The sequence below is a fragment of the Metabacillus sp. B2-18 genome (genome assembly GCF_021117275.1).
Classification (GTDB): domain Bacteria; phylum Bacillota; class Bacilli; order Bacillales; family Bacillaceae; genus Metabacillus.
Map to the genome: position 1 here is coordinate 1,560,938 of NZ_CP088245.1, position 20,599 is coordinate 1,581,536.

Sequence of the window (20,599 nt, forward strand, 5' to 3'; positions counted from 1 at the left end):
TGAAGAGGGGATACACAAATGTTTTATACTTATTATGACTCCCCAATTGGTAGACTTACAATTGTATCGACACTTAGGGAAATTACCCACTTATTTTTAACTACAGAACATTTTAAAGATTTTCAAACTGTAAATAAGCTTGTGGATGATCCACAACATCTTATCCTTCGTGAAGCAGTAAAACAGCTTGATGAATATTTTTATGAAGGAAGAGCAAATTTTGACCTACCATTCGAGATAAAAGGCACTGACTTTCAAAAAAAGATTTGGGCTGAGTTACGTCAAATTCCGATAGGACAAGTTTGTAGTTATCAGGACATTGCCATCAAAATTGGTAACAAGAGTGCTGTACGTGCTATTGGGCAAGCAAATAAAGCAAATAGATTGCCAATATTTATTCCATGTCATCGAGTTATAGGGAAGAATCAGAGGCTAACCGGTTATGCTGGAGATAAAAATGATTTGAAAGCTAAGCTTTTAACTCATGAGAATGTTTCATTTAAACATTAATATGGTTTTAAAGGGAACAACTAACTACTTGTCACATTTTTTCCTTTGCAACATATTATTTGAGTAAGAGAAAAAAATGTATAAGGTAAAGAAAGGGGCAAGTTATATGTGGAATCAAAGCAAACGTCCAAAAAAAGTTCTCTTTTACACTTCTATATTATCAAAACTTCATATTCTTTCAGAAAAGGAAAAAAACATCTTAATTGAAAAACAAAAAAGAACAAAGCACTAGTGTTAACTAGGCTTTGTTCTCAGCTTGTAGAGAAAGTGGGTGTTTTTCTCTACAGGCTTTTTTATTTTCTAAAAATGTTTTTATAAATAGTAATAATTTTCTTAAGCCAACCAAAAGAAAAAGCTTCTCACACACCTAGCTTAACTTAGCTAGGTGTGTGGCAATCTTTTTCATATTCTGGCAAGCAGCGGTGAGAAGCACCTGCTCACTTGCATTCCTTAATCCCCGTAACCGGCAGTAGCGAAGCCCATGCAATTCTTTTGAATCTGCAAAGCTTCGCTCTACCTTTTCTTTTCTAAATTTATATAGTTCTTTCCCAGATGGGGAAAGGCGATTTAATCTAACTTGATCTTTATGATCTTCCCAAACATGTCGAGTTACTACTTTTTGGTTGTTTTTCGACCTTGTACACTGTGAGAGTAGAGGACATGTTGCACATTTCTTGGGATCAGATTTATATTCTCGATATCCCTCTCTTGTAGTTGTTCGATAAGTTAACTCATCCTTATTTGGACAAATATATAGATCATTCTCTCTATCATATGTAAATTTCCATTTAGGAAACAAACCTTTGGTTGGTTTAAATCTTCTATGAGCAATTACTCCAAATATGTTTCTATCCGATAATCCCTTACAAACAGCACTAGTTAGATATCCTGAATCCAAAGCTGAAGCTTCTACTTTAAAACCAAATCGCTCGATTTGACGGTCAAGTCTTGATAAATAAGGAACAGAATCATGGACATTACCTGGTGTAACATACGCATCAGTTATAATATTGAATTTAAAGTCTGTCGTTCGATGATCTAGGTAACAGAACATTTCCTGTTTGTTATCTCTAGACATAAATCCACTTTCAGGATCTGTTGAACTTACACGTATTTCCTTAGTTTCCTTCACCTCCTCTCTTTCTTTCAGAGCTTTTTTCCATGTTCTTTACGATCTTGTTCAATAGCTTTATTTAAGTCTTCAATATAATCTCTAGTCTCAACCTCAACCGTTTCTCTAGTGAATTTGTGTTTATTCGCATTAGCTTTTAAATGAGTAGAATCTGTAAAGAGAACTCTTCCTCCTACCATACGATGTTCCATTGCCTGAAAGACAATCTCATCAAAGATTTCTTGGAATATATTTGTTTCTTTATAACGAGTTCTACGATTCCAACTTATTGTAGAATGATGAGGAACTCGATCAGATAATTTCAATCCTAAAAACCATCTATAAGCAATATTCATTTTAATTTCTTCTTCTAATTGTCTCTCAGAGCGAATTCCATATAAATAGCCAACAAACATCATTTTAAAAAGAACTAAAGGATCAATTGAAGGGCGTCCATTATCCTCACAATAATAAGGTTTTACCTTTTCAAGAATGAATGAAAAATCTATATATTTATCTATTTTTCGAAGCAGATGATTTTCAGGAACAAGGTCATCTATTACTATAAATTCAACTTCATTTTGTGTGTTTTCTCTTGTATTGAACATAAATATCACCATCCCCAATTTGTTATATATATTATACCAAATTAACGCGGTGAAAAGTAAAAGTAATCAGACAAAATAATAGGCTGCCGAGGTTTCTCGACAGCCTGAGAACAAAGCACTAGTGTTAACTAGGCTTTGTTCTTTTTTGTATATAGATGGATATTAAATAGAGAATAATCTTTTAATCTCTACCGTATATTCTCCAGTTATAATTCCTTTTTCCGTTATGATACCTGCGATTAAATCATTAGGAGTAACATCAAAAGCAGGGTTAAACACTTTCACATTTTTTGGAGCAACTTGAATGCCGTTAATTTGAGTAACCTCTTCTGGATTGCGTTCCTCAATCGGTATTTGATCTCCGTCTGTAATAGAGGGATCAAATGTAGATAGAGGTGCAGCAACATAAAAAGGTATGTTAAATGATTTTGCCAAAAGTGCTAGATTAAATGTTCCAATTTTATTCGCTGTATCACCGTTCGCTGCAATACGGTCTGCTCCAACAATAATTGCAGTAATATCCTTGGACTTTATCGTATGTGCTGCCATATTATCAGTTATAAGTGTAACATCGACACCCGCTTGCATAAGCTCCCAAGTAGTTAAACGTGCTCCTTGTAAGACGGGTCTAGTTTCACATGCGTAAACACTTAAGTTAATATTTTTCTCTTTGGCTAAGTAAAAAGGAGCAAGTGCTGTACCATACTTAGCAGTTGCTATGGATCCTGCATTACAAATCGTCATTATTCTGTCTCCATCTTTGAAAACGCTCAATGCATGTTCACCAATTAATTGACAAACCTGTTCATCTTCTTTTTCAATTAAGATGGCTTCTTTAAGGATTGTTGATTTTGCTTCATCTATCGTTTGAGCATTTGCCACACTTTTCATAAGTCGATCTAGTGCCCAAAATAAGTTTACAGCAGTTGGTCTTGAGCTAGCCAGATAATCATGATTTTTTTGTAAATTTTGATAAAACTCTTCAAGTGATTTTGATTGATCCTGCAATGCTGCTAGAGCTAAACCATATGCTGCAGTTATTCCGATAGCAGGAGCACCTCGAACTTTTAAAGATTGAATAGCTTCCCACACATCTTCAATGTTTCTTAATTCAAGGTATTCTGTTAATTGTGGAATCTTTTGTTGGTTTAATAAAGAGATATAATCTTCCTTCCAGATGACGGAACGAGGAATGACAAAATTTTCGTTTAACATTGTATGAAAAAAACTCCTTTTAAAAAAATGTGCTCAACCAGTATTAGAATATGAAAAGTTTTTTATAAACATTTGTTTTTAAATTACTGATAAAGCAGTTTGGTTAACACGGTTTCTAATTTGTTGCGTGTTTTTAATTGCTTTTCTATTTACAATAAGATCTCTGCCAAGTTTTAAGGCAATTTGCTTTGTTGATATTTTCTTTTCATATGGTTCAATTGTGTCAAGGTCAGCTACATGGGCTAGGCCAATGGATCGTCGGATTAATTCGCATCCTGCATAACCAGTAGCTTCTTCAAAGATCTGTTCTAAAACATAACCTAAGTAGCCATCTAAATTCGTATAAATTTCTAAACCATCATTTTCCCATGCTTTTGAAAATTCTTTTACAAACACATTCCAAGTCGTTTCAATATGGTGGAAAAGAATTTGTTGTTTTTTCGGTTCACGAGATAGTGCATTAAAAACTAAATTTGCAAATACTTGACCAACATCAAAGCCGATAGGGCCGAAGTAAGCAAACTCAGGGTCAATGATTTTTGTTTCTTGTTCATCCGCAAAAATACTTCCAGTATGCAAATCACCATGTAAAAGTGCTTCAGCTTTTGTTAGAAAGATTTGTTTTAGTTTAGCAACTTCAAGTTTTAATTCATGGTCCTGCCAAATTTGTTCTACATCTTCTTGAAGCTCTGGTTCATAATCGTTTGTTTCATGATCGAAGAAAGGATCAGTAAAAATTAGATCTTCTGTTATTTTACAAAGATCAGGGTTAATGAATTGTTGAACCAAAGATTTTTTATAATGTTGATCCATGCCATAGTCAGATGTATAAAACAGTGTTTTAGCAAGGAATTCCCCAACATGTTGAGATAAAAGTGGTAAATCTTTTCCGCTAATAAAGGCTGCTCTAGCAATTTCAAGATGTGAAAGATCTTCCATAATTGTTATGGCCAATGACTCATCTGAATAGAACACTTTTGGTACATATTGTGGAACAAATTCAGCTTGTTTAAGAAGTGCATTTGTTTCGATTCTAGAACGATCAAGAGTTAGTGGCCAGCTTTCACCAACTACTTTCGCATATGGTAATGCTTGTTTAATGATGATGCTTTCTCCGTTTTCTGGATCTTTCACTTTGAAAACTAAGTTTAAATTTCCATCGCCAATTTCATTACATGTTAGTTGACTATTTTCAGGAAGCAACTGCAATTTCTTTGCTAAGGCAATTGCTCCGTTTTCAGTTAGTGGTTCGTAAACAGGTGATTTTTTATGTGCACACATTTATTTATACCTCCAATTAGTTGTTTTTGGAGGCTTTTCTAAAATAAGAAAAGCCTCTTTCCAGATTGAAAGAGGCTTGAAGTCATTGCTTCGCACCTCTCATCTTTCAGAAAGATATTCTTTCTGATGGAATTAGCACCGTGCCCAACTGGAAGTTCCAGGTATTATTTCACATAGAATGAAATATGGTCGGTTGCTGCGGCGTCATTGGGCCAAGTCCCTCTGCCAACTCTTGATAAGAGATTTTTTAGTAAAACATAAGTATATGTTTAACATATTAAGTATTCAAAAAATTAATGCTTTTCTAGAAAAATATATTGCTTGATTAGGATATTACCAATGATACTTTATCTTTGTCAATACATTATTGGGAATTGCCTAAATATTTGTGAAGTTTTTTATTGATAGTATTGCGGTAGACGGTCATCAAAGATTGGGATTTGACTGCGGACCTTTTTAACAACTTCAGCATCTAATTTGGCCGAAATAATTCCGGCTTTTTCGGTTGCTTCAGCTACGATCTCACCCCATGGGTCAATGATGAGAGAATGTCCTGCAAATTCATTATTAGGATCAGATCCAGCACGGTTACATGCTACAACATAACATTGATTTTCAATTGCTCTGCTTAGCAATAATGTTTTCCAATGATGCAGTCTTGGCATTGGCCACTCAGCTACAACAAATAATACTTCTGCACCTTCTGTTGTATGAGCGCGTATCCATTCTGGGAAACGAATATCGTAGCAAATAACTCCTGCACTTTTCAGTCCATTTATCTCAAACAAACCTTTTTCAGTTCCGGCCGCTAAATAATGATGTTCATCCATGAGCTTAAATAAATGAAGTTTGCTATATTCATGGATAAACTCACCATTATTGTTCACAATATACATCGTATTTGTTACGCTATCCTTGCATTTTTTTGCAATAGAGCCACCTACAAAGTGAACATTATACTTTTTTGCTAAGTTACTTAGGAATGTCTTTGTTCTTTCGCCATCATGATCAGCAATTTCATCTAGGCGGGTTAAATCATAGCCAGTTGTCCAAAGTTCAGGAAGAACAATGATGTTCGGGTTCTCCTGTTCTACTGCTAATGCTACTTTTTCTTCTACTTGTTGATAATTAAAGTCAGGATCACCAAATTTAATATCAAGTTGAATACATGCAATGATAGGTTTCATTTTTTAAGTCACACCTTCATTTATAAATTTTACTTTACAAGTTGATTCTAACAATATATGATTTGTGACTAGAATTTCAAGAATTTTTTGAGTAGGTGTAGAAAATGAAAGTTTTTGAGCAATCCCATTTATTAAATACATTACCGAAGCAGTTTTTTGCCAATCTTGTTGCAAAAGTAAATACAATTGTTGAGCAGGGACATGATGTTATTAATTTAGGACAGGGTAACCCTGATCAACCAACACCAAAACATATCGTTGAAGCAATGGAGAAAGCTGTTAGAAATCCTCAATATCACAAGTATTCACCATTTCGTGGTCAAATGTTTTTGAAGGAAGCCGTCGCTACCTTTTACAAAAGAGAGTACGGAGTGGAGATAGATCCTGCTAGTGAGGTAGCGATTCTATTTGGAGGAAAGGCTGGGTTAGTTGAGGTTCCGCAATGTTTGTTAAATCCTGATGATGTTGTTCTTGTACCAGATCCTGGATACCCCGATTATTGGTCTGGAGTCGAGTTGGCACGTGCTAAAATGGAAGTTATGCCTTTATTAAGCGAAAATCAGTTCCTGCCAGATTACAAGAGCTTGTCTAGAGATGCTGTAGAAAAGGCGAAACTTATGTTTTTGAATTATCCTAATAATCCAACTGGTGCTACGGCAAATGAAAGTTTCTTTGAAGAAACAGTTTCATTTGCAAAAGAAAATGATATCTGTGTGGTTCATGATTTTGCATATGGAGCAATTGGCTTTGATGGAAAAAGGCCTCTTAGCTTTTTACAAACAACCGGTGCTAAAGACATTGGTATTGAAATCTACACATTCTCCAAAACTTATAATATGGCTGGTTGGAGAATTGGTTTTGCTGTTGGAAATCCTTCTGTTATTGAAGCTATAAATTTATTGCAAGACCATATGTATGTAAGTGTATTTAGTGCAATTCAAGAAGCAGCTGCACATGCGTTACTTAGTCCGCAAACATGTGTTGAAGAACTAAATGCTCGTTACGAATCTCGGAGAAATGCTCTCATTACAGCTGTTCGTGAGATCGGTTGGGATGTTAAGGCACCTGCAGGATCGTTTTTTGCTTGGTTGCCAGTTCCTAAACAATTTGATTCTTCTGAAGAGTTTTCTGATTTTCTGCTTCAACATGCACGTGTCGTTGTTGCACCAGGAGTTGGTTTTGGGGAATATGGTGAGGGATACGTTAGAGTTGGTTTATTAACTTCTGAGGACCGACTTAGAGAAGCTGCTGAGAGAATTAAAGCTCTTAATCTTTTTAAGGCTTGATGCCCTAGTTTTTCTTCTTGACAGTAGAAGTGAGATCTGTCATAATCCAAATTAATTTCAAAATGAACGTTTCGTTCTTATCAAGAGCAGGTGGAGGGACTAGCCCGATGAAGCCCGGCAACCGACTTAACCTAGGTTAAGCACGGTGCTAATTCTTGCAGCATTCGCTGATAGATAAGGAGATTACTTATTACTTATGCATTTAGTAACCTCTTTGATCTGTCAAAGAGGTTTTTTTATTTTTATAAACAGAAAAAAATAGAAATGGAATGTTATGCATAAACTAAATAAAGATGATAGAATTAGTACGATAAATAGAAAGATTCAGAAAACGTGATGATATATAGAAAGTAGGGTTTTAAGTGAGTGAAGTCATTGCTACATATCTTGTACACGAAGCTAAAGGAGATTTACATAAAAAAGCAGAAGGAATTGCTTTAGGGTTAACGGTAGGTTCCTGGACAGATCTTCCATTACTTGAACAGGAGCAACTGAAAGCTCATAAAGGTCGTGTTATAGAGGTCAGTCAGCTGGAGTCTTGTGACAAAACAAATCAATTTTTAGGAAAAAACGTAACAAAAGGAATAATCAAAATTGCTTATCCAAGCTTAAATTATAGTCATGATCTCCCAGCTATATTAACAACTGTTTTTGGGAAGTTATCTCTTGACGGAGAAGTAAAATTACTTGATTTAGAGTTCTCAGAAGATGTGAAAGCCGCGTTTCCTGGTCCGAAATTTGGTGTAAAAGGAATTCGGGAATTAGTGGGTGTTTATGATCGCCCTTTATTAATGAGTATTTTTAAGGGTGTAATTGGTCGTGACTTACAATACTTAAAAGATCAGTTAAGACAGCAAGTTTTGGGTGGGGTTGATTTAGTTAAAGACGATGAAATTCTATTTGATAATCGATTAACTCCATTTGAGGAGCGAATTCTTTCAGGTAAAGAAGTATTAAATCAGGTCTTTCAAGAAACTGGACATAAAGCTTTATATGCTGTGAATTTGTCTGGTAAAACATATGATCTTAAAGATAAAGCTAAAAAAGCGTCTGAGCTTGGTGCTGATGTTTTATTGTTTAACGTATTCGCATATGGGTTAGATGTATTACAAAGTTTAGCTGAGGATCCAGATGTAACCGTACCTATTATGGCTCACCCTGCTGTGAGTGGAGCTTCTACTTCATCTAGCTTATATGGATTTTTAAGTTCACTTTTACTAGGTAAGCTGCTACGAATAGCTGGTGCGGATTTCTCTTTATTCCCATCTCCATATGGAAGTGTAGCATTAGATAGAAAAGAAGCCCTAGGTATTGCAGATAACTGTCTAAAGAAAGAATCTTTTAAGCAATCGTTTCCGGTTCCTTCAGCGGGAATTCATCCAGGTTTAGTTCCGTTGCTTATGAATGATTTCGGAATAGATTCAATAATAAATGCTGGTGGTGGTGTTCATGGTCATCCAAATGGAGCCATTGGCGGTGGACAAGCATTTCGAGCAGCAATTGACGCAACTCTAGCAGGTACTTCCTTAAAAGAAGCAGCAAACGTAAATGAAGATCTTAAACTTGCCATTGATCTTTGGGGTGTCAAAGAGGTGAGTAAATGAGTAATCGAGTAATTATATGTGATTTTGATGGGACGATCACAGAGACTGACAACATTATTGCAATTATGAAAAAATTTGCTCCACCAGAATGGGATGCTTTAAAAAATGACGTTTTATCGCAACAAATTTCTATTCAAGAGGGTGTTGGCAAAATGTTTCAATTACTACCATCTTCTTCTAAAGACGAAATTGTGAAATACATTTTAGATCATGCGCAAATACGTTCTGGCTTCAAGGAGTTTATTCAATTTACTAGAGAGAACAATATCCCTCTTTATATTGTTAGTGGAGGAATTGATTTTTTTGTTTATCCTCTACTTCAAGGATTAATAGAAGAAGAAGAACAAATTTATTGCAATAAGGCAAATTTTAGTCATGAAAACATTCAAATAGAATGGCCTTATAGTTGTGATAACTCTTGTACGAATGATTGCGGTTGCTGTAAGCCGTCACTTATACGTAAGCTAACAAATTCTAATCAAGAAAAAATTGTAATTGGAGATTCCATTACAGACCTTCAAGCTGCAAAACTAGCAGATTATGTAATAGCAAGGGATTTGCTATTAGAGAAATGTCAGGAACTTCATTTACCACATCAGCCCTTTACAACTTTTTTTGATGTGATTAATATCTTAGAAAAACTTGAGGAGGTGAGGGCATGACAATTATCAACCAGCGGTGGGAGGAATTAGCTGACATAAAGCGGGTGTTAGCAAGACGAGATTGGTTTCCAGGTACAAGTGGGAATCTTGCGATAAAAGTAAGTGACGATCCTATCGAGTTCCTTGTTACAGCAAGTGGTAAGGATAAGACGAAGGAAACAGATGAGGACTTTTTACTTGTTGATAGAGAAGGAAAGCCAGTTAAGGATACTCACCTAAAGCCTTCTGCAGAAACATTATTACATGTAGAGATATTTAATAAAACAAAAGCTGGTTGCAGCCTTCACGTCCATACAGTTGACAATAATGTTATTTCAGAACTCTACGGTGAAAAAGGAAAGATTACATTTAGAGGACAGGAAATTATTAAAGCATATGGCTTATGGGAAGAGGATGCTGAATTTACAATCCCAATCATCTATAACTATGCTCATATTCCAACTTTAGCTGAGAGCTTCAGTGAGTTTGTAAAAGAAGATGCGGGGGCAGTTCTTATTAGAAATCATGGAATAACCGCATGGGGAAGAGATGCATTAGAAGCGAAGAAATATTTAGAAGCAAGTGAATTTTTATTTTCCTATCATCTGAAGCTGTTAACATTAAAAGTAGTTTTGGCTTAATGACACTAGGTAGGAAAATATTATATAAAACTATACTATATGAAGGAGGAGAAAGATTATGGCAGTAATTAAAGTTAGAAATACAAATGAAGTAATTGAAGGTCAAGAACAGGTTTCAAATTTTTTAGAGAAACAAGGTGTTCTTTATGAACATTGGGATATGAGCAAACTTCCTTCACACTTAGTTGAAAAATTTGTTCTTAGCGATGAAGAAAAATCTGAAATTTTATCAGCATATAAATCTGAAATTGAAGATTTAGCTGAAAGAAGAGGATATAAGACTTGGGACATCGTGGCATTATCAGATGCAACACCAAATCTTGAAGATTTGTTAAAAAAATTCGAAAATGTTCATACACACACTGAGGATGAAGTACGTGCTATTACTGCAGGTCATGGTATTTTCATTATAAAAGGTGATGAGCAAACTGGTTACTTCGATGTAGAATTAGAAGCTGGTGATGTTATTTCAGTACCAGAGGGTAATCCTCATTTCTTTACATTAATGGAAGACCGTCAAGTTGTGGCAGTTCGCTTATTTATTGAGACAGAAGGATGGGTGGCACATCCATACCAAGAAAAACAAGAATTAAATAAATAATAGAGAACAAGCGTAGAACTAAATATTCTACGCTTGTTGCATTTACCTATTCATTAACTCACGTCTTCTTTTTGTGAGTAGCTGGAAGGAATTATCTAGTTCATGATATTTCTCTGATTCTGGAGTTAATAAGCTTAATTCACCAAGTATAGCTGAAATCTCAGTGTTGACTACAAGTAATTCTTCTTCAATTGATTGGTTTTTATTACTCTTTTTTGTTTGTTGCTTCTTAACCTCATATTCTTCAATATTCATTTCTATTCGCTTTATCTTTTGTTCTTCAAAAACAAGTAATTTTTCGCACACAGAATTTAAAAAGTAATAGTCATGTGAAACTACTAGGATTGTACCAGGAAATTCGGATAATGTTTGCTCTAACTGATTACGGCTTGCTAAGTCTAAATGATTTGTTGGTTCGTCAAGAATAAGTAAATCATATTCATCTAATAAAAGGTTTGTAAGCTTTACTTTAGTCCGCTCTCCTAAACTAAGACTATGAATAGGTTGATTTAGCTTACTTGCTTTTATCCCCATATTTGCTAATGTAGTTCTTGCTTTTAATAAGTTATCTTTATTAGTGAGATTTAATGCATCATGGACAGTTTGAGATAATGGCATATCTGCCACATCTTGACTAAGATAAGCGATCTTAAGAGATGGACTCTTTGACAAGTCACCATTAGTAATAGGTTCAACACCTATGAGCATGCGCAAAAAGGTTGTTTTGCCACATCCATTTGGTCCAACAAGACCTATTCTTTCTCCATGATTTATATAGAAATAGCTGCTCTTAAACAGCGATACCGATTGAAAGCTTTTTGAGAGATCTTTTGCCTCAATCAGTCTTTTTCCATGTTTTTTATTTCCTTCAAATTGAAACCTGACACTCATTTCTTCTAATGGTTTATCTATTTTATTTTTCTCAAGCTCTTTGTTAAGTCTTTTCATTTTAGATTTTATGGCTTTGTCTAATTTCTTAGCCTTTACACCATGAAACTCCTTAAAGCCTTCTTGGTCTCTCATTGTTCGATGAGCCTTGCCGGACCATTGCTTTAATTGGGTCATTTGGCTTTCAATTCGTTTCTTTTCATGTTGTTGAATATTATAATGGTGAAGCTGGTCTTCTCGAAATTTTTCCTTTTTTTCATAAAAAGTTGAGTAATTTCCATCATAAACAGTTAATTTGCTATTTTCGATGTCAAATATTTTCGTTACTGTTTTATCTAAGAAATAACGGTCATGAGAAATAATGATAACAGCTCCATGAAACGATGCTAACTTTTCAACAAGCCAATTTATTCCATACAGATCAAGATGATTTGTTGGTTCATCTAGGATTAATATATCTGGATGGGTTGACCATACTTCTGCTAAGGAAAATTTTAATTTTTCTCCACCACTTAAATGATTCATTCGTTCCTTTTCCCAAGTATGAACTTTTTTTAATCCTAGCTCACTTGCTTTTTCCATGAATTCACCAGATAAAGAACCAATATCATTCATCATATATTCAATCGATTGTTTAAGGTATCCGATTTTTATATGTTGTTTACAATGAACCGTTCCGCTGTCAGCTTTTAAGCTTCCATAAATAATATTGGCAAGTGTTGTTTTGCCTGCGCCATTATGACCAACAAGACCAATTCGATCATTGTGGTAGATATCAAAAGTAAGATCCGTAAATAGTTCTTTTTCTCCATAACTTTTTGAAATATTTCTTGCTTGTAATGTAAACATAAAAAAACCTCCCTATTCCTAGAGAGATTAGTCAAAAAGATATACAAAACCAGTATACCGAAATAAAGGTATACTATAAAAGAAAGCATACCAATTTTAACGACTAAAGGAATGTATATGTTAACATGCAGACTAATCCAATTCTCTAGGTAATATTAAAATTCAATTAAAAATGAATTATTAATAGCCAGAAAAAAAGATTAGAACTTCATTGTTTCAACATACACCCTTTCAGTTAAGATATGTTTATTATATGTAGGATTTGGTAATATTGCAACCTTCTTCAAAAAGTTATTTTAACAATATATAATCAATTGTTTCTGATGTTTGCTCAACAACTTGCATACCGAGTTTTTCGAGAATTTTAATAGAAGGAAGATTGTTTTTGAGAACATTTGTAGCTGTAATTCCTTTAACACTTTTTTGTTGAAAGGCCCAATCGATTAATGCTACGGCCATCTCTGTTGCATATCCTTTGCCTTGGAATGTATGGTGTATACCATATCCGATCTCAATAAGACCCTTCTCATCTGGAGGCATTTTAAATCCCATTGTTCCGACTACTGTATTTGATTCAAATTCAACGATAAAACCGTACCATTCAGCCAAGTCAGGATTAACCATCGTTTTATGGAGACGAATTGGTAAAACTCTTTCTGTATAAACAGGCTCAAGAAAATCTTCTAATACATGGGATTGTATAACTTTTTCAAGTGAAGATATGTTGTTTAATGCCGCTTCAATGATTTCTGAGGTCATTGGTTTTAAACCTAATCGTTTTGATTTAACAATATACATAATCTCTAAGTTCCTTCCCATACTAAATGTTAGAAATCATAAATATATTATAAATTAAAATGAACATAAAAGTTTTTTTAAGAAAACTTTGAATTTTCTTTACTAACAAAGAATGCTGTGATAAATTTCTTGTTAAAAGGGGGTTGTATAAATGAAGGTTAGATATCATTATGTACAGAAAGCAGACGTGAAATATTGTGATATTAGCTGTACAGTAAAAGAAGCATATGATTATCTAAAGGAAACAGGTTACCGTTCTATTCCGGTTTTAAAGAAAGATGGTAAAATCTTTGTTGGTTTTATTTATAAAGTACATTTGCTTGAGCATTATGTAGAGCATAATGGTAAAGAAAGTGATCCGATTGAACCGTTAGTGCAGAATCAAGATGCTTACATATACGAAGAGGATTCATTTTTCAAGACATTCTTAACGATTCGACGACTTCCATTTTTAGCAGTAATAAATGAAGAGAAAGAATTCTCAGGAATTATTACCCATTCAAATATAATGGATGTCCTTGAAGATTCATTTGGGATGAAAACTGGTGGTGTCCTTCTTACAGTTGGAACTAAGGAGCATAAAGGGGCTATTAAGGACTTAGTAACTACTGTTAAGGATATTAATATAGAAGGCCTGCTAACGATGGATAATGGTGATAAATATATCAGAAGAATTATTCTAAATTTATCAGGTGATTTATCTGAGAAAAAATTGCAGAAGGTTATTAAAAAATTAGAGGATAAAGAATTCAGAGTTACCTCTGTTGATCGTATTGATCATAAATAGGTAATGGACTACAGAAAGGGCTACAGTTGATAGCCCTTTTTTTATAAGAAGGTTGTTTCGAGTATGGAAAAGAGGTAGTCAAAATTGGGAATGTTTCATAGGTTATGAACTACCTAGAGCTCACTTACCGGGTTTGAAGTAATCATTCCAAATTTGTTATGTCTTCAGGATCAAAGAATAGTTTAGAAAGTGTAACCGTTTCTGCTTTTTCTTTCACTAAAGGCACGTATTGCTTTAAAACGGATGCTGTTTTTTCTCCAGCTATCCCAACATGCCCTATTGCAATAATTTCATTATCTTTTTCAATTCGATTCATTAGTAAATTAGCTTGTTTCGTAATGTGACTTGTTGTATATTGTTCATCAAAAAATAGCTCATTCTCCAAATAAGGAACCTCTAATTGTTTTGCAATTGTTTCAACAACACTTTTTCCTGTAGTTTTGCTATCTAAATAATAAAGCCCTCTTTCCTTACATACCTCTAATATAATTTTCATTACCCTAGCATCTGCTGTGGCTTTAGATCCCATATGATTGTTCATTCCAACAGCATGGGGGACATCATCAATTGCATCATTTACTCTTTTTCTAATTTCTTTATTTGATAAATCAGTCGTAATAGCTCCGGGGCCAAGCCAACTCTTTTTTCCATGTAAAGGCTCCATTGGAAGATGCACAATGACCTCATGGCCTTTTTCATGGGCTAGATTTGCGTCTTTTTTTGTTGTAGGTAAAAATGGCATAACCGCTACAGTTAATTGAATAGGTAAAGAGAGGATTTGTTCAGTACCTTTCATTCCATTACCTAGGTCATCAATAACTATTGCTACCTGTCTTTCAATTGAGCGTGATTGAGCAAATATTGCAATAGGTATAGAAAGAAGAAGAATCAAACTAATCATAAATTTTTTCATGGGAGTGTTCTCCTTTACTTGTATATATGTATAGGTTAACCACGCTTAATAAAAAGATGTGTTTATAAAGGTGAGAAAAAGGTAGTTTAAAGTAAAGCAGATGTGGGAATAAAAATAATAAGAAAAAGTTTTCAATTTTGTCATATTTAAAGGTGAAAAAAATGTCTAAAATTGCGATAGTCTTTACACAAGTGCAAAGTTTTGTAATAATTTCTTACAAGATTACTTGTGTGGGATAATATCAAGAACCGTTTAACTTTAGATTATCGCAAAATTGAATAACTAGGAGGGGCTCTGAGATGAATAATAATTCTTTAAAAACAAAGCTTCTTGAAACAATTAATATAAAAAGAAAAGAAATGATTGAAACGGCTAATAAAGAAGGATATACAAGTGAATTGGCTGTTCAATGTAGTCAAGATTTGGACTTGCTTTTAAATGAATATCAACAGATTCTAATAGAAGAGAAAAAACCTAAAGTTGTCCCTTTTCATGACTTAGTTCATTCAATGAAATTATTTACGTACACAGACAGATATTCTTATTAAAATAAAAAATACAGTGGACAAGCACTGTATTTTCTTCGTGTTATTGCATTAAAAACTATTTATAAGAATAACCATGCAAAGAATGCCAATAATAAATGAGTATGTCGCAAATTGTTCATTTCCATCTCCATGAGATTCCGGAATTAGCTCTTTGTAGATGATAAACAGCATCGCACCTGCTGCAAAAGCTAATCCATATGGTACAAGAAAGGCGACAAAGCTTGTTAAATAAAAACCAAGTAATGATGCTACAATTTCCACAGCACCTGTTGCTGTAGCAATTAAGAATGCTTTTCCTCGATTTATATTTTGATTGATTAAGAATAGAGCAACCAAAAATCCTTCCGGTGCATTTTGTAGACCGATTGCAAAGGCTATTAGGTTTCCTGTCTCACTAACAGATGAAGCATAACTAACTCCAACCGATAACCCTTCTGGAATATTATGCAAGGTTATTGCTGCAATAATAAGCATAGCTTTTTCATCAAATTTAATTCCACTTTTGGTATGTTCCAAATCAATATGAGGAATGGCTCTTTCAAGTGATGTTAAAATAAGTACCCCAAGAAATAAACCGATGGAAACTTCCAATATCCCCCCATAATTTAATGACTCAGGAATTAAGCCTAACATGGCAGCAGTCATCATAATACCGGCTGTAAAGGCTAATAAAATATCTCTCCAACGATGCGTAATCGTTCTTTGAAGAAATAGGATAGGTACTGCACCTAATCCTGTAGATAATGCAGATAATACACTTCCCAATAAAACATCTGACATATGTGATTGCTCCTTCTAAAATGGATACACTTTGCTTTAGAATCGTAATTAGAACTATTATAACTGAATTAGGTAACCTAAGGAAGAATTCGCTTAAATAGAAGGTCATTTTTACCGAATTATACGATAAGCAAAGAATGAAAAAATCACTTGCTGTTGCAGGGCTCAATAAAGTATATGAATAGGTGGGCTATTTGTTCCAATAATTAAAAGATGATTTGACTTTCTATACAACATGTTCTATTATAATGCTAATTATTTATTTTGAATTCAAGATATATGAAAAAGGATTGAGATGAATTGGAAAAAACAAAGGGAATAGAAGAGTCTTTAAAGTTTTTTATTGTGCTATCGCGTGCCCACAGAGCATTTAACGATGTCGTTAATAAACATATATCAACATTTAAATTAAACCCGACAGAATTTGCTGTTCTAGAGCTTTTATACCACAAAGGAGATCAGCCTTTACAACAAATAGGTGGGAAAATACTGTTGGCAAGTGGGAGTATCACATATGTAGTAGATAAATTAGAGCAAAAGGGCTTACTTATAAGAAAGGCATGTCCTAATGACCGAAGAGTAACACATGCTCAGATAACGGATAAGGGAAAAGAACTAATTGAAGAAATATTCCCCCCTCATCAAGAAAAAATTGATGAAATTGTAAACGTATTGTCTGATGAAGAAAAGGCATTAGTCACAGAGCTTCTTAAAAAAGTGGGTTATCATGCTAATGATTTATTGAAAACTGAAAAGCATTAACTAAAGATTACTTTTAAAACATTAAAGCGGGTCAATCCTACATTGGATTGACCCGCTTTTCTTTAAGCATATTATTTTTGCTCGTAAGGAAGAACGAGAATTTCAACACGTCGGTTTTTTTGACGTCCTTCACTTGTCTCATTTGTAGCTACCGGTTTATATTCACCAAATCCTTTAGCACTGAAGGCTTTAGGATCCAATTTATCATTTTCAATTAATATTTTCATAAAATTAACGGCACGCATAACACTTAAATGCCAGTTTGAATCAAATTCAGAGTTATTGATTGGTATATCATCTGTATGACCACTCACGATAATATTACGAGGTGGGTTCATGATAAGAAGATCAGATATTTCTTTAGCCAGCTTTTCATCTTTCGCACGAATATCTGCGCTTCCTGAGTCGAAAAAGATATCATTTAGTAATGTAATTAGTAAACCTTCATCAGTAAGAGTTGTACCTAACTTTGCTTGAAGGTTATTTTCCTTAATGTACGTGTTGATTTTTTCTTGAATTTTTTGTAAGTTCTCTTGTTCCATTTTTTGCTGAGCAGCTTCTAATTGTTCTTTCGATGCTTCATCTTTTTGAACATTAAGATCTTCTAACTCGCTTTCAGGAGTAGGGCTTGGGTATTCTAATACACTTGTTCCTCCATCGAAAGCTGCATTTAATGATTTCGCCACTTGCTGAAATTTTTGCGCATCAACTGAACTCATCGCAAATAACACGATGAAAAGTGCCAGAACGAGAGTTAGTAAATCGGCGTAAGGAACAAGCCATGATTCATCCATATGTTCATCATGATGCTTATGCTTTTTCTTTTTAGCCATTTACACTCTCTCCTCCAGTAACAGCAGCATCTAATTTGTTTCTTTCAGTAACTGGCAAATATGTTGCTAGCTTTTGCTCGATTGCTTTTGGTGCTTGTCCTTCTAAAACAGAAAGTACACCTTCTATCATAACCTGTTTTACTAGTGCTTCTTGCTTAGACTTCCTCTTTAATTTATTTGCAAATGGATGCCATAATACGTATCCTGTAAAAATACCCATTAATGTGGCAACGAATGCCGCACTTATCGCATGTCCTAATGCATCTGTATTACTCATATCGGAGAGGGCAGCAATTAAACCAACTACCGCTCCAAGTACTCCAAGTGTCGGTGCATATGTTCCTGCTTGTGTGAAAATAGATGCTGACCCTTGGTGACGCTCTTCCATTGCTTCAATTTCTTCTGACATAACATCGCGAATAAATTCAGCATTTTGTCCATCTACGGCCATAAGTAAGCCGCTTTTTAAGAAAGGATCCTCAACATCAGCAAGTTTTGCTTCAAGTGCAAGTAACCCCTCTTTACGAGCAACTTGTGCCCAATCAGAGAATAAGGGGATTAACTCCTGAATTGAAGGAGTTTTTTGTTCTTTAAAGATAATGCCAAATAGCTTAGGCACCTTTTTGATTTCACTAGTTGGGAAAGCAATAATAACAGCCGCTGCTGTACCCAAAAGAATAATTAATATTGCGGCTGGGTTAATTAATACTGTGGGACTAACACCTTTCATAAACATCCCAACACCTACTGCGATTATCGCAAGTAATATTCCTATTAATGACGTTTTATCCATCGTAAATCACCATATTTCCTCATTATTTTCTTATCTCTTATATCGGTAAGATTTATTAAAATTTTAGGTTTTGTTTCAAGAAGTTGTGAAAGAAATTTCTTAGCAACCGAAAAAGAGGGGAGATGTGGGGACTTTGGTCTAAAATAAAGTTGTTTATCTACATTTCTAAATAATAAAAAGCTATCAATTCTCATCGATAGCTTTTCTTAGTAGCCAGTTTTTAAAGTTAACATATCTTTTTGTATTTGATAGACAATTATATCCGAAAGCTGCTCTGGCATTTTCATTTTCTTCAAATTGTGATGCTCTTACAATCGATTGTTTTTCAAGTAGTGCACTTTGTAATTCAAATAATTGTTTTTGTGTATACTCATTCATAAACATCTTTTCTCATCTCCCACAAATTCTCTTGTTATCTTCATCATAGAGGAAAATTGTTCCAACTACTTCCGTTACAAGATGGAAAAAGAATCGTAAATGTGGGTGAGAAAAAATCAGTCTTCTGACCGATAGAATTAACTTAACATCTTAGAAATACCAACATAATAAAGAGGAAGAATCGTAATGACAAGATGGCTATAGAAAAATAAACGGGAATAGTAGGTCGATTTTGTTTCAAAGGCAATTGATGCTAATAATGCCCCTAGTAAACTTGTACAACAAAACAGGCTGATTCCAAACCCTTCACCAAGTCGTGCATGAAAAAGAATAAAGCCAAGAGCTGACCCATTAACTAATAAAAGAAAAAAGGAGATTAATAGGAAAAAATTTGAACTTTTTAGCATGTACAACACCTCTCATAGCATGTATATGTATGAGAAACAACAGCAATGACAGAGAAGAGAGATCACAAGAAAAAGAGTCACTTTCCCTTAGGAGAAAGTGACTCTTAATTATGAAACAATATCAAAATATGTTTCATCGTTACAAATAATAAACAATTTTGCATCGCTTGGAATAGGTTGATGAAGCTTGCTTATAATGGACATATCATTTCCGTTGGAAAGAAGAATGGCCCCTTTTGCTGACAAAGCAATGCTTGCATCTTGATACGTTTTCCACTCTGATTTTTTAGAAATAGAGTAAAGGTCATATCCCTCATGACTTGTTAGTTGGCGAATAATTTCACTAGAACCATTAAACAAAATAGACCTAGCGGCTAAATGGGCAGCGGTGTCATTTGCGGTAATATATTCGTTCACATTAACATGGTTGAAGGCATGAATATGATTTGAATTGGACACTTCACAAATCGTATAAATATGCTGAATATGTTCTTTTTCAATTCCTTTTATCATAGAAGCAATTAATAGTGTATGTCCATCTGCCTGTGAAGCTGTTAGAACATCATCTGGTGAAAAAACCATAATAGATTTAGAACTTAATATATTAGCTTGATAAAGAACATCAATACTTGCAGGGTTTCCATTTACAAATTCAACCCGTTCGTGTTGAAGTGGGATTTTTGAAATGTTTTCATCAACAATGACAACTCGAACATGCTCAAAAGTCTTTAAAAGCTCTTCTAAAGTAATGGCAGCTTTTTTTGTCCAGTTAATTAATAAAATGTGGTTCTTCGTTGTGATTTTCAATTTTCCTTCCTCCTTTAAGCGATTTCTGATACTAAAGAAGTCAATTACTTTACCAATGAAGATACTCATTAAGCCAATTCCTACAATGTACAGAAACATAGCGAAAATTTTTCCGTTTACAGTTGTAGGTGAAACATCACCATAACCAACTGTTGCAACAGTCGTCATTGTCCACCATAATCCTTCGAAAGGGCTTGTAAAAGTTTCTGGTTCAATATAATAAACAATATAGCTGCTTGCTAATATTAACGATAATGTTGCAAAAATAAGTATCCAGTTGTTCATATGTATGACTTTCATAAAGAATCGAATTAAAAACACAGGGAACACTCCTTTCGCTCAGTCTAGAACAATCAGTCATAAGAAAATCT

At 34.2% G+C, this 20,599-nt stretch carries 22 protein-coding genes and 2 riboswitches; of the genes, 9 read left to right on the plus strand and 13 right to left on the minus strand.

The window, feature by feature from the left end; translation table 11 throughout:
- The first annotated feature begins 18 nt into the window (after positions 1-18).
- The gene (locus LPC09_RS07845) at positions 19-510 is read left to right on the plus strand and encodes a methylated-DNA--[protein]-cysteine S-methyltransferase (RefSeq protein WP_098797761.1); all 492 of its coding nucleotides are present in this window, start codon (positions 19-21) and stop codon (positions 508-510) included.
- Positions 511-877: 367 nt separating this feature from the next.
- Here the strand turns inward: LPC09_RS07845 and LPC09_RS07850 are convergent.
- The 4 genes from LPC09_RS07850 to LPC09_RS07865 all read right to left on the minus strand — a co-directional run bounded on the left by LPC09_RS07850 (position 878) and on the right by LPC09_RS07865 (position 5,912).
- Positions 878-2,229 (minus strand): IS1182 family transposase gene (locus LPC09_RS07850; RefSeq protein ID WP_176551265.1). Its coding sequence is split into 2 segments (ribosomal slippage): positions 878-1,662 and positions 1,662-2,229, totalling 1,353 coding nucleotides; the frame shifts between segments, so codons are not numbered across the junction.
- 162 nt (positions 2,230-2,391) lie between these two features.
- Positions 2,392-3,444 carry an S-methyl-5-thioribose-1-phosphate isomerase gene (mtnA, locus tag LPC09_RS07855; RefSeq protein ID WP_098795969.1) on the minus strand — a complete coding sequence of 351 codons (1,053 nt, stop codon included), beginning with the start codon at positions 3,442-3,444 and terminating at the stop codon, positions 2,392-2,394.
- Positions 3,445-3,522: 78 nt separating this feature from the next.
- A complete protein-coding gene (gene mtnK, locus LPC09_RS07860) occupies positions 3,523-4,725 on the minus strand; it encodes an S-methyl-5-thioribose kinase (protein WP_098795968.1) in 1,203 nt (400 codons plus the stop codon).
- Positions 4,726-4,821: 96 nt separating this feature from the next.
- A riboswitch (SAM riboswitch) is annotated at positions 4,822-4,967 on the minus strand.
- 156 nt (positions 4,968-5,123) lie between these two features.
- Positions 5,124-5,912 carry a carbon-nitrogen family hydrolase gene (locus LPC09_RS07865; RefSeq protein ID WP_098795967.1) on the minus strand — a complete coding sequence of 263 codons (789 nt, stop codon included), beginning with the start codon at positions 5,910-5,912 and terminating at the stop codon, positions 5,124-5,126.
- Positions 5,913-6,016: 104 nt separating this feature from the next.
- Between LPC09_RS07865 and LPC09_RS07870 the strand changes: the two genes are divergently transcribed.
- From LPC09_RS07870 to LPC09_RS07890, 5 genes are all read left to right on the plus strand, one after another.
- The gene (locus LPC09_RS07870; RefSeq protein WP_098795966.1) at positions 6,017-7,198 is read left to right on the plus strand and encodes a pyridoxal phosphate-dependent aminotransferase; all 1,182 of its coding nucleotides are present in this window, start codon (positions 6,017-6,019) and stop codon (positions 7,196-7,198) included.
- A 74-nt stretch (positions 7,199-7,272) separates the two neighbouring features.
- Positions 7,273-7,379: riboswitch (SAM riboswitch) on the plus strand.
- A gap of 181 nt (positions 7,380-7,560) precedes the next feature.
- Positions 7,561-8,802, plus strand: a complete 1,242-nt coding sequence (gene mtnW / locus LPC09_RS07875; protein ID WP_098795965.1) for a 2,3-diketo-5-methylthiopentyl-1-phosphate enolase — start codon at positions 7,561-7,563, stop codon at positions 8,800-8,802.
- Positions 8,799-9,464 (plus strand): 2-hydroxy-3-keto-5-methylthiopentenyl-1-phosphate phosphatase, encoded by a 666-nt coding sequence (locus tag LPC09_RS07880; protein ID WP_098795964.1) that lies wholly within the window; start codon positions 8,799-8,801, stop codon positions 9,462-9,464. Before mtnW ends, LPC09_RS07880 begins: the two co-directional genes overlap by 4 nt.
- Positions 9,461-10,084, plus strand: a complete 624-nt coding sequence (locus LPC09_RS07885; protein WP_231309375.1) for a methylthioribulose 1-phosphate dehydratase — start codon at positions 9,461-9,463, stop codon at positions 10,082-10,084. The genes LPC09_RS07880 and LPC09_RS07885 overlap by 4 nt, the downstream gene beginning before the upstream one ends.
- A 58-nt stretch (positions 10,085-10,142) precedes the next feature.
- Complete coding sequence (locus tag LPC09_RS07890) at positions 10,143-10,685, plus strand: 1,2-dihydroxy-3-keto-5-methylthiopentene dioxygenase (protein WP_231309376.1); 543 nt, start codon at positions 10,143-10,145, stop codon at positions 10,683-10,685.
- Positions 10,686-10,727: 42 nt separating this feature from the next.
- Here LPC09_RS07890 and abc-f read toward each other — a convergent pair whose 3' ends face one another.
- Complete coding sequence (gene abc-f, locus LPC09_RS07895; protein ID WP_231309377.1) at positions 10,728-12,422, minus strand: ribosomal protection-like ABC-F family protein; 1,695 nt, start codon at positions 12,420-12,422, stop codon at positions 10,728-10,730.
- 291 nt (positions 12,423-12,713) lie between these two features.
- Positions 12,714-13,220, minus strand: coding sequence for a GNAT family N-acetyltransferase (locus tag LPC09_RS07900; protein ID WP_176551002.1), 507 nt, complete (start codon positions 13,218-13,220; stop codon positions 12,714-12,716).
- 151 nt (positions 13,221-13,371) lie between these two features.
- Here LPC09_RS07900 and cbpA point away from each other — a divergent pair, with 151 nt between their 5' ends.
- Entirely contained in the window at positions 13,372-14,007 is a 636-nt protein-coding gene (gene cbpA, locus LPC09_RS07905) for a cyclic di-AMP binding protein CbpA (RefSeq protein ID WP_098795959.1), read from the plus strand.
- A gap of 142 nt (positions 14,008-14,149) precedes the next feature.
- Here the strand turns inward: cbpA and LPC09_RS07910 are convergent, their stop codons facing one another.
- Complete coding sequence (locus tag LPC09_RS07910; protein WP_098795958.1) at positions 14,150-14,920, minus strand: divergent polysaccharide deacetylase family protein; 771 nt, start codon at positions 14,918-14,920, stop codon at positions 14,150-14,152.
- 299 nt (positions 14,921-15,219) lie between these two features.
- On the opposite strand from LPC09_RS07910, the gene LPC09_RS27310 reads away from it, so the two are divergent.
- Positions 15,220-15,468, plus strand: a complete 249-nt coding sequence (locus LPC09_RS27310; protein ID WP_269217426.1) for an aspartyl-phosphate phosphatase Spo0E family protein — start codon at positions 15,220-15,222, stop codon at positions 15,466-15,468.
- A gap of 48 nt (positions 15,469-15,516) precedes the next feature.
- Here the strand turns inward: LPC09_RS27310 and LPC09_RS07920 are convergent, their stop codons facing one another.
- Positions 15,517-16,248 (minus strand): ZIP family metal transporter, encoded by a 732-nt coding sequence (locus LPC09_RS07920; RefSeq protein ID WP_098795956.1) that lies wholly within the window; start codon positions 16,246-16,248, stop codon positions 15,517-15,519.
- Positions 16,249-16,548: 300 nt separating this feature from the next.
- On the opposite strand from LPC09_RS07920, the gene LPC09_RS07925 reads away from it, so the two are divergent.
- Complete coding sequence (locus LPC09_RS07925) at positions 16,549-17,010, plus strand: MarR family winged helix-turn-helix transcriptional regulator (RefSeq protein WP_098795955.1); 462 nt, start codon at positions 16,549-16,551, stop codon at positions 17,008-17,010.
- A 71-nt stretch (positions 17,011-17,081) separates the two neighbouring features.
- On the opposite strand, the gene motB is transcribed toward LPC09_RS07925, so the two are convergent.
- The 5 genes from motB to LPC09_RS07950 all read right to left on the minus strand — a co-directional run bounded on the left by motB (position 17,082) and on the right by LPC09_RS07950 (position 20,549).
- Positions 17,082-17,843, minus strand: coding sequence for a flagellar motor protein MotB (gene motB / locus LPC09_RS07930; protein WP_231309378.1), 762 nt, complete (start codon positions 17,841-17,843; stop codon positions 17,082-17,084).
- On the minus strand, positions 17,836-18,636 hold the full coding sequence (motA, locus tag LPC09_RS07935; protein ID WP_231309379.1) for a flagellar motor stator protein MotA: 801 nt from the start codon (positions 18,634-18,636) through the stop codon (positions 17,836-17,838). Before motA ends, motB begins: the two co-directional genes overlap by 8 nt.
- Before the next feature lie 183 nt (positions 18,637-18,819).
- Positions 18,820-19,020 carry a hypothetical protein gene (locus LPC09_RS07940; RefSeq protein WP_098795951.1) on the minus strand — a complete coding sequence of 67 codons (201 nt, stop codon included), beginning with the start codon at positions 19,018-19,020 and terminating at the stop codon, positions 18,820-18,822.
- A 131-nt stretch (positions 19,021-19,151) separates the two neighbouring features.
- Positions 19,152-19,421, minus strand: a complete 270-nt coding sequence (locus tag LPC09_RS07945; RefSeq protein ID WP_098795950.1) for a hypothetical protein — start codon at positions 19,419-19,421, stop codon at positions 19,152-19,154.
- Positions 19,422-19,529: 108 nt separating this feature from the next.
- Positions 19,530-20,549: a potassium channel family protein gene (locus LPC09_RS07950; RefSeq protein WP_231309380.1), complete on the minus strand. Its 1,020-nt coding sequence runs from the start codon at positions 20,547-20,549 to the stop codon at positions 19,530-19,532.
- Positions 20,550-20,599 lie beyond the last annotated feature (50 nt).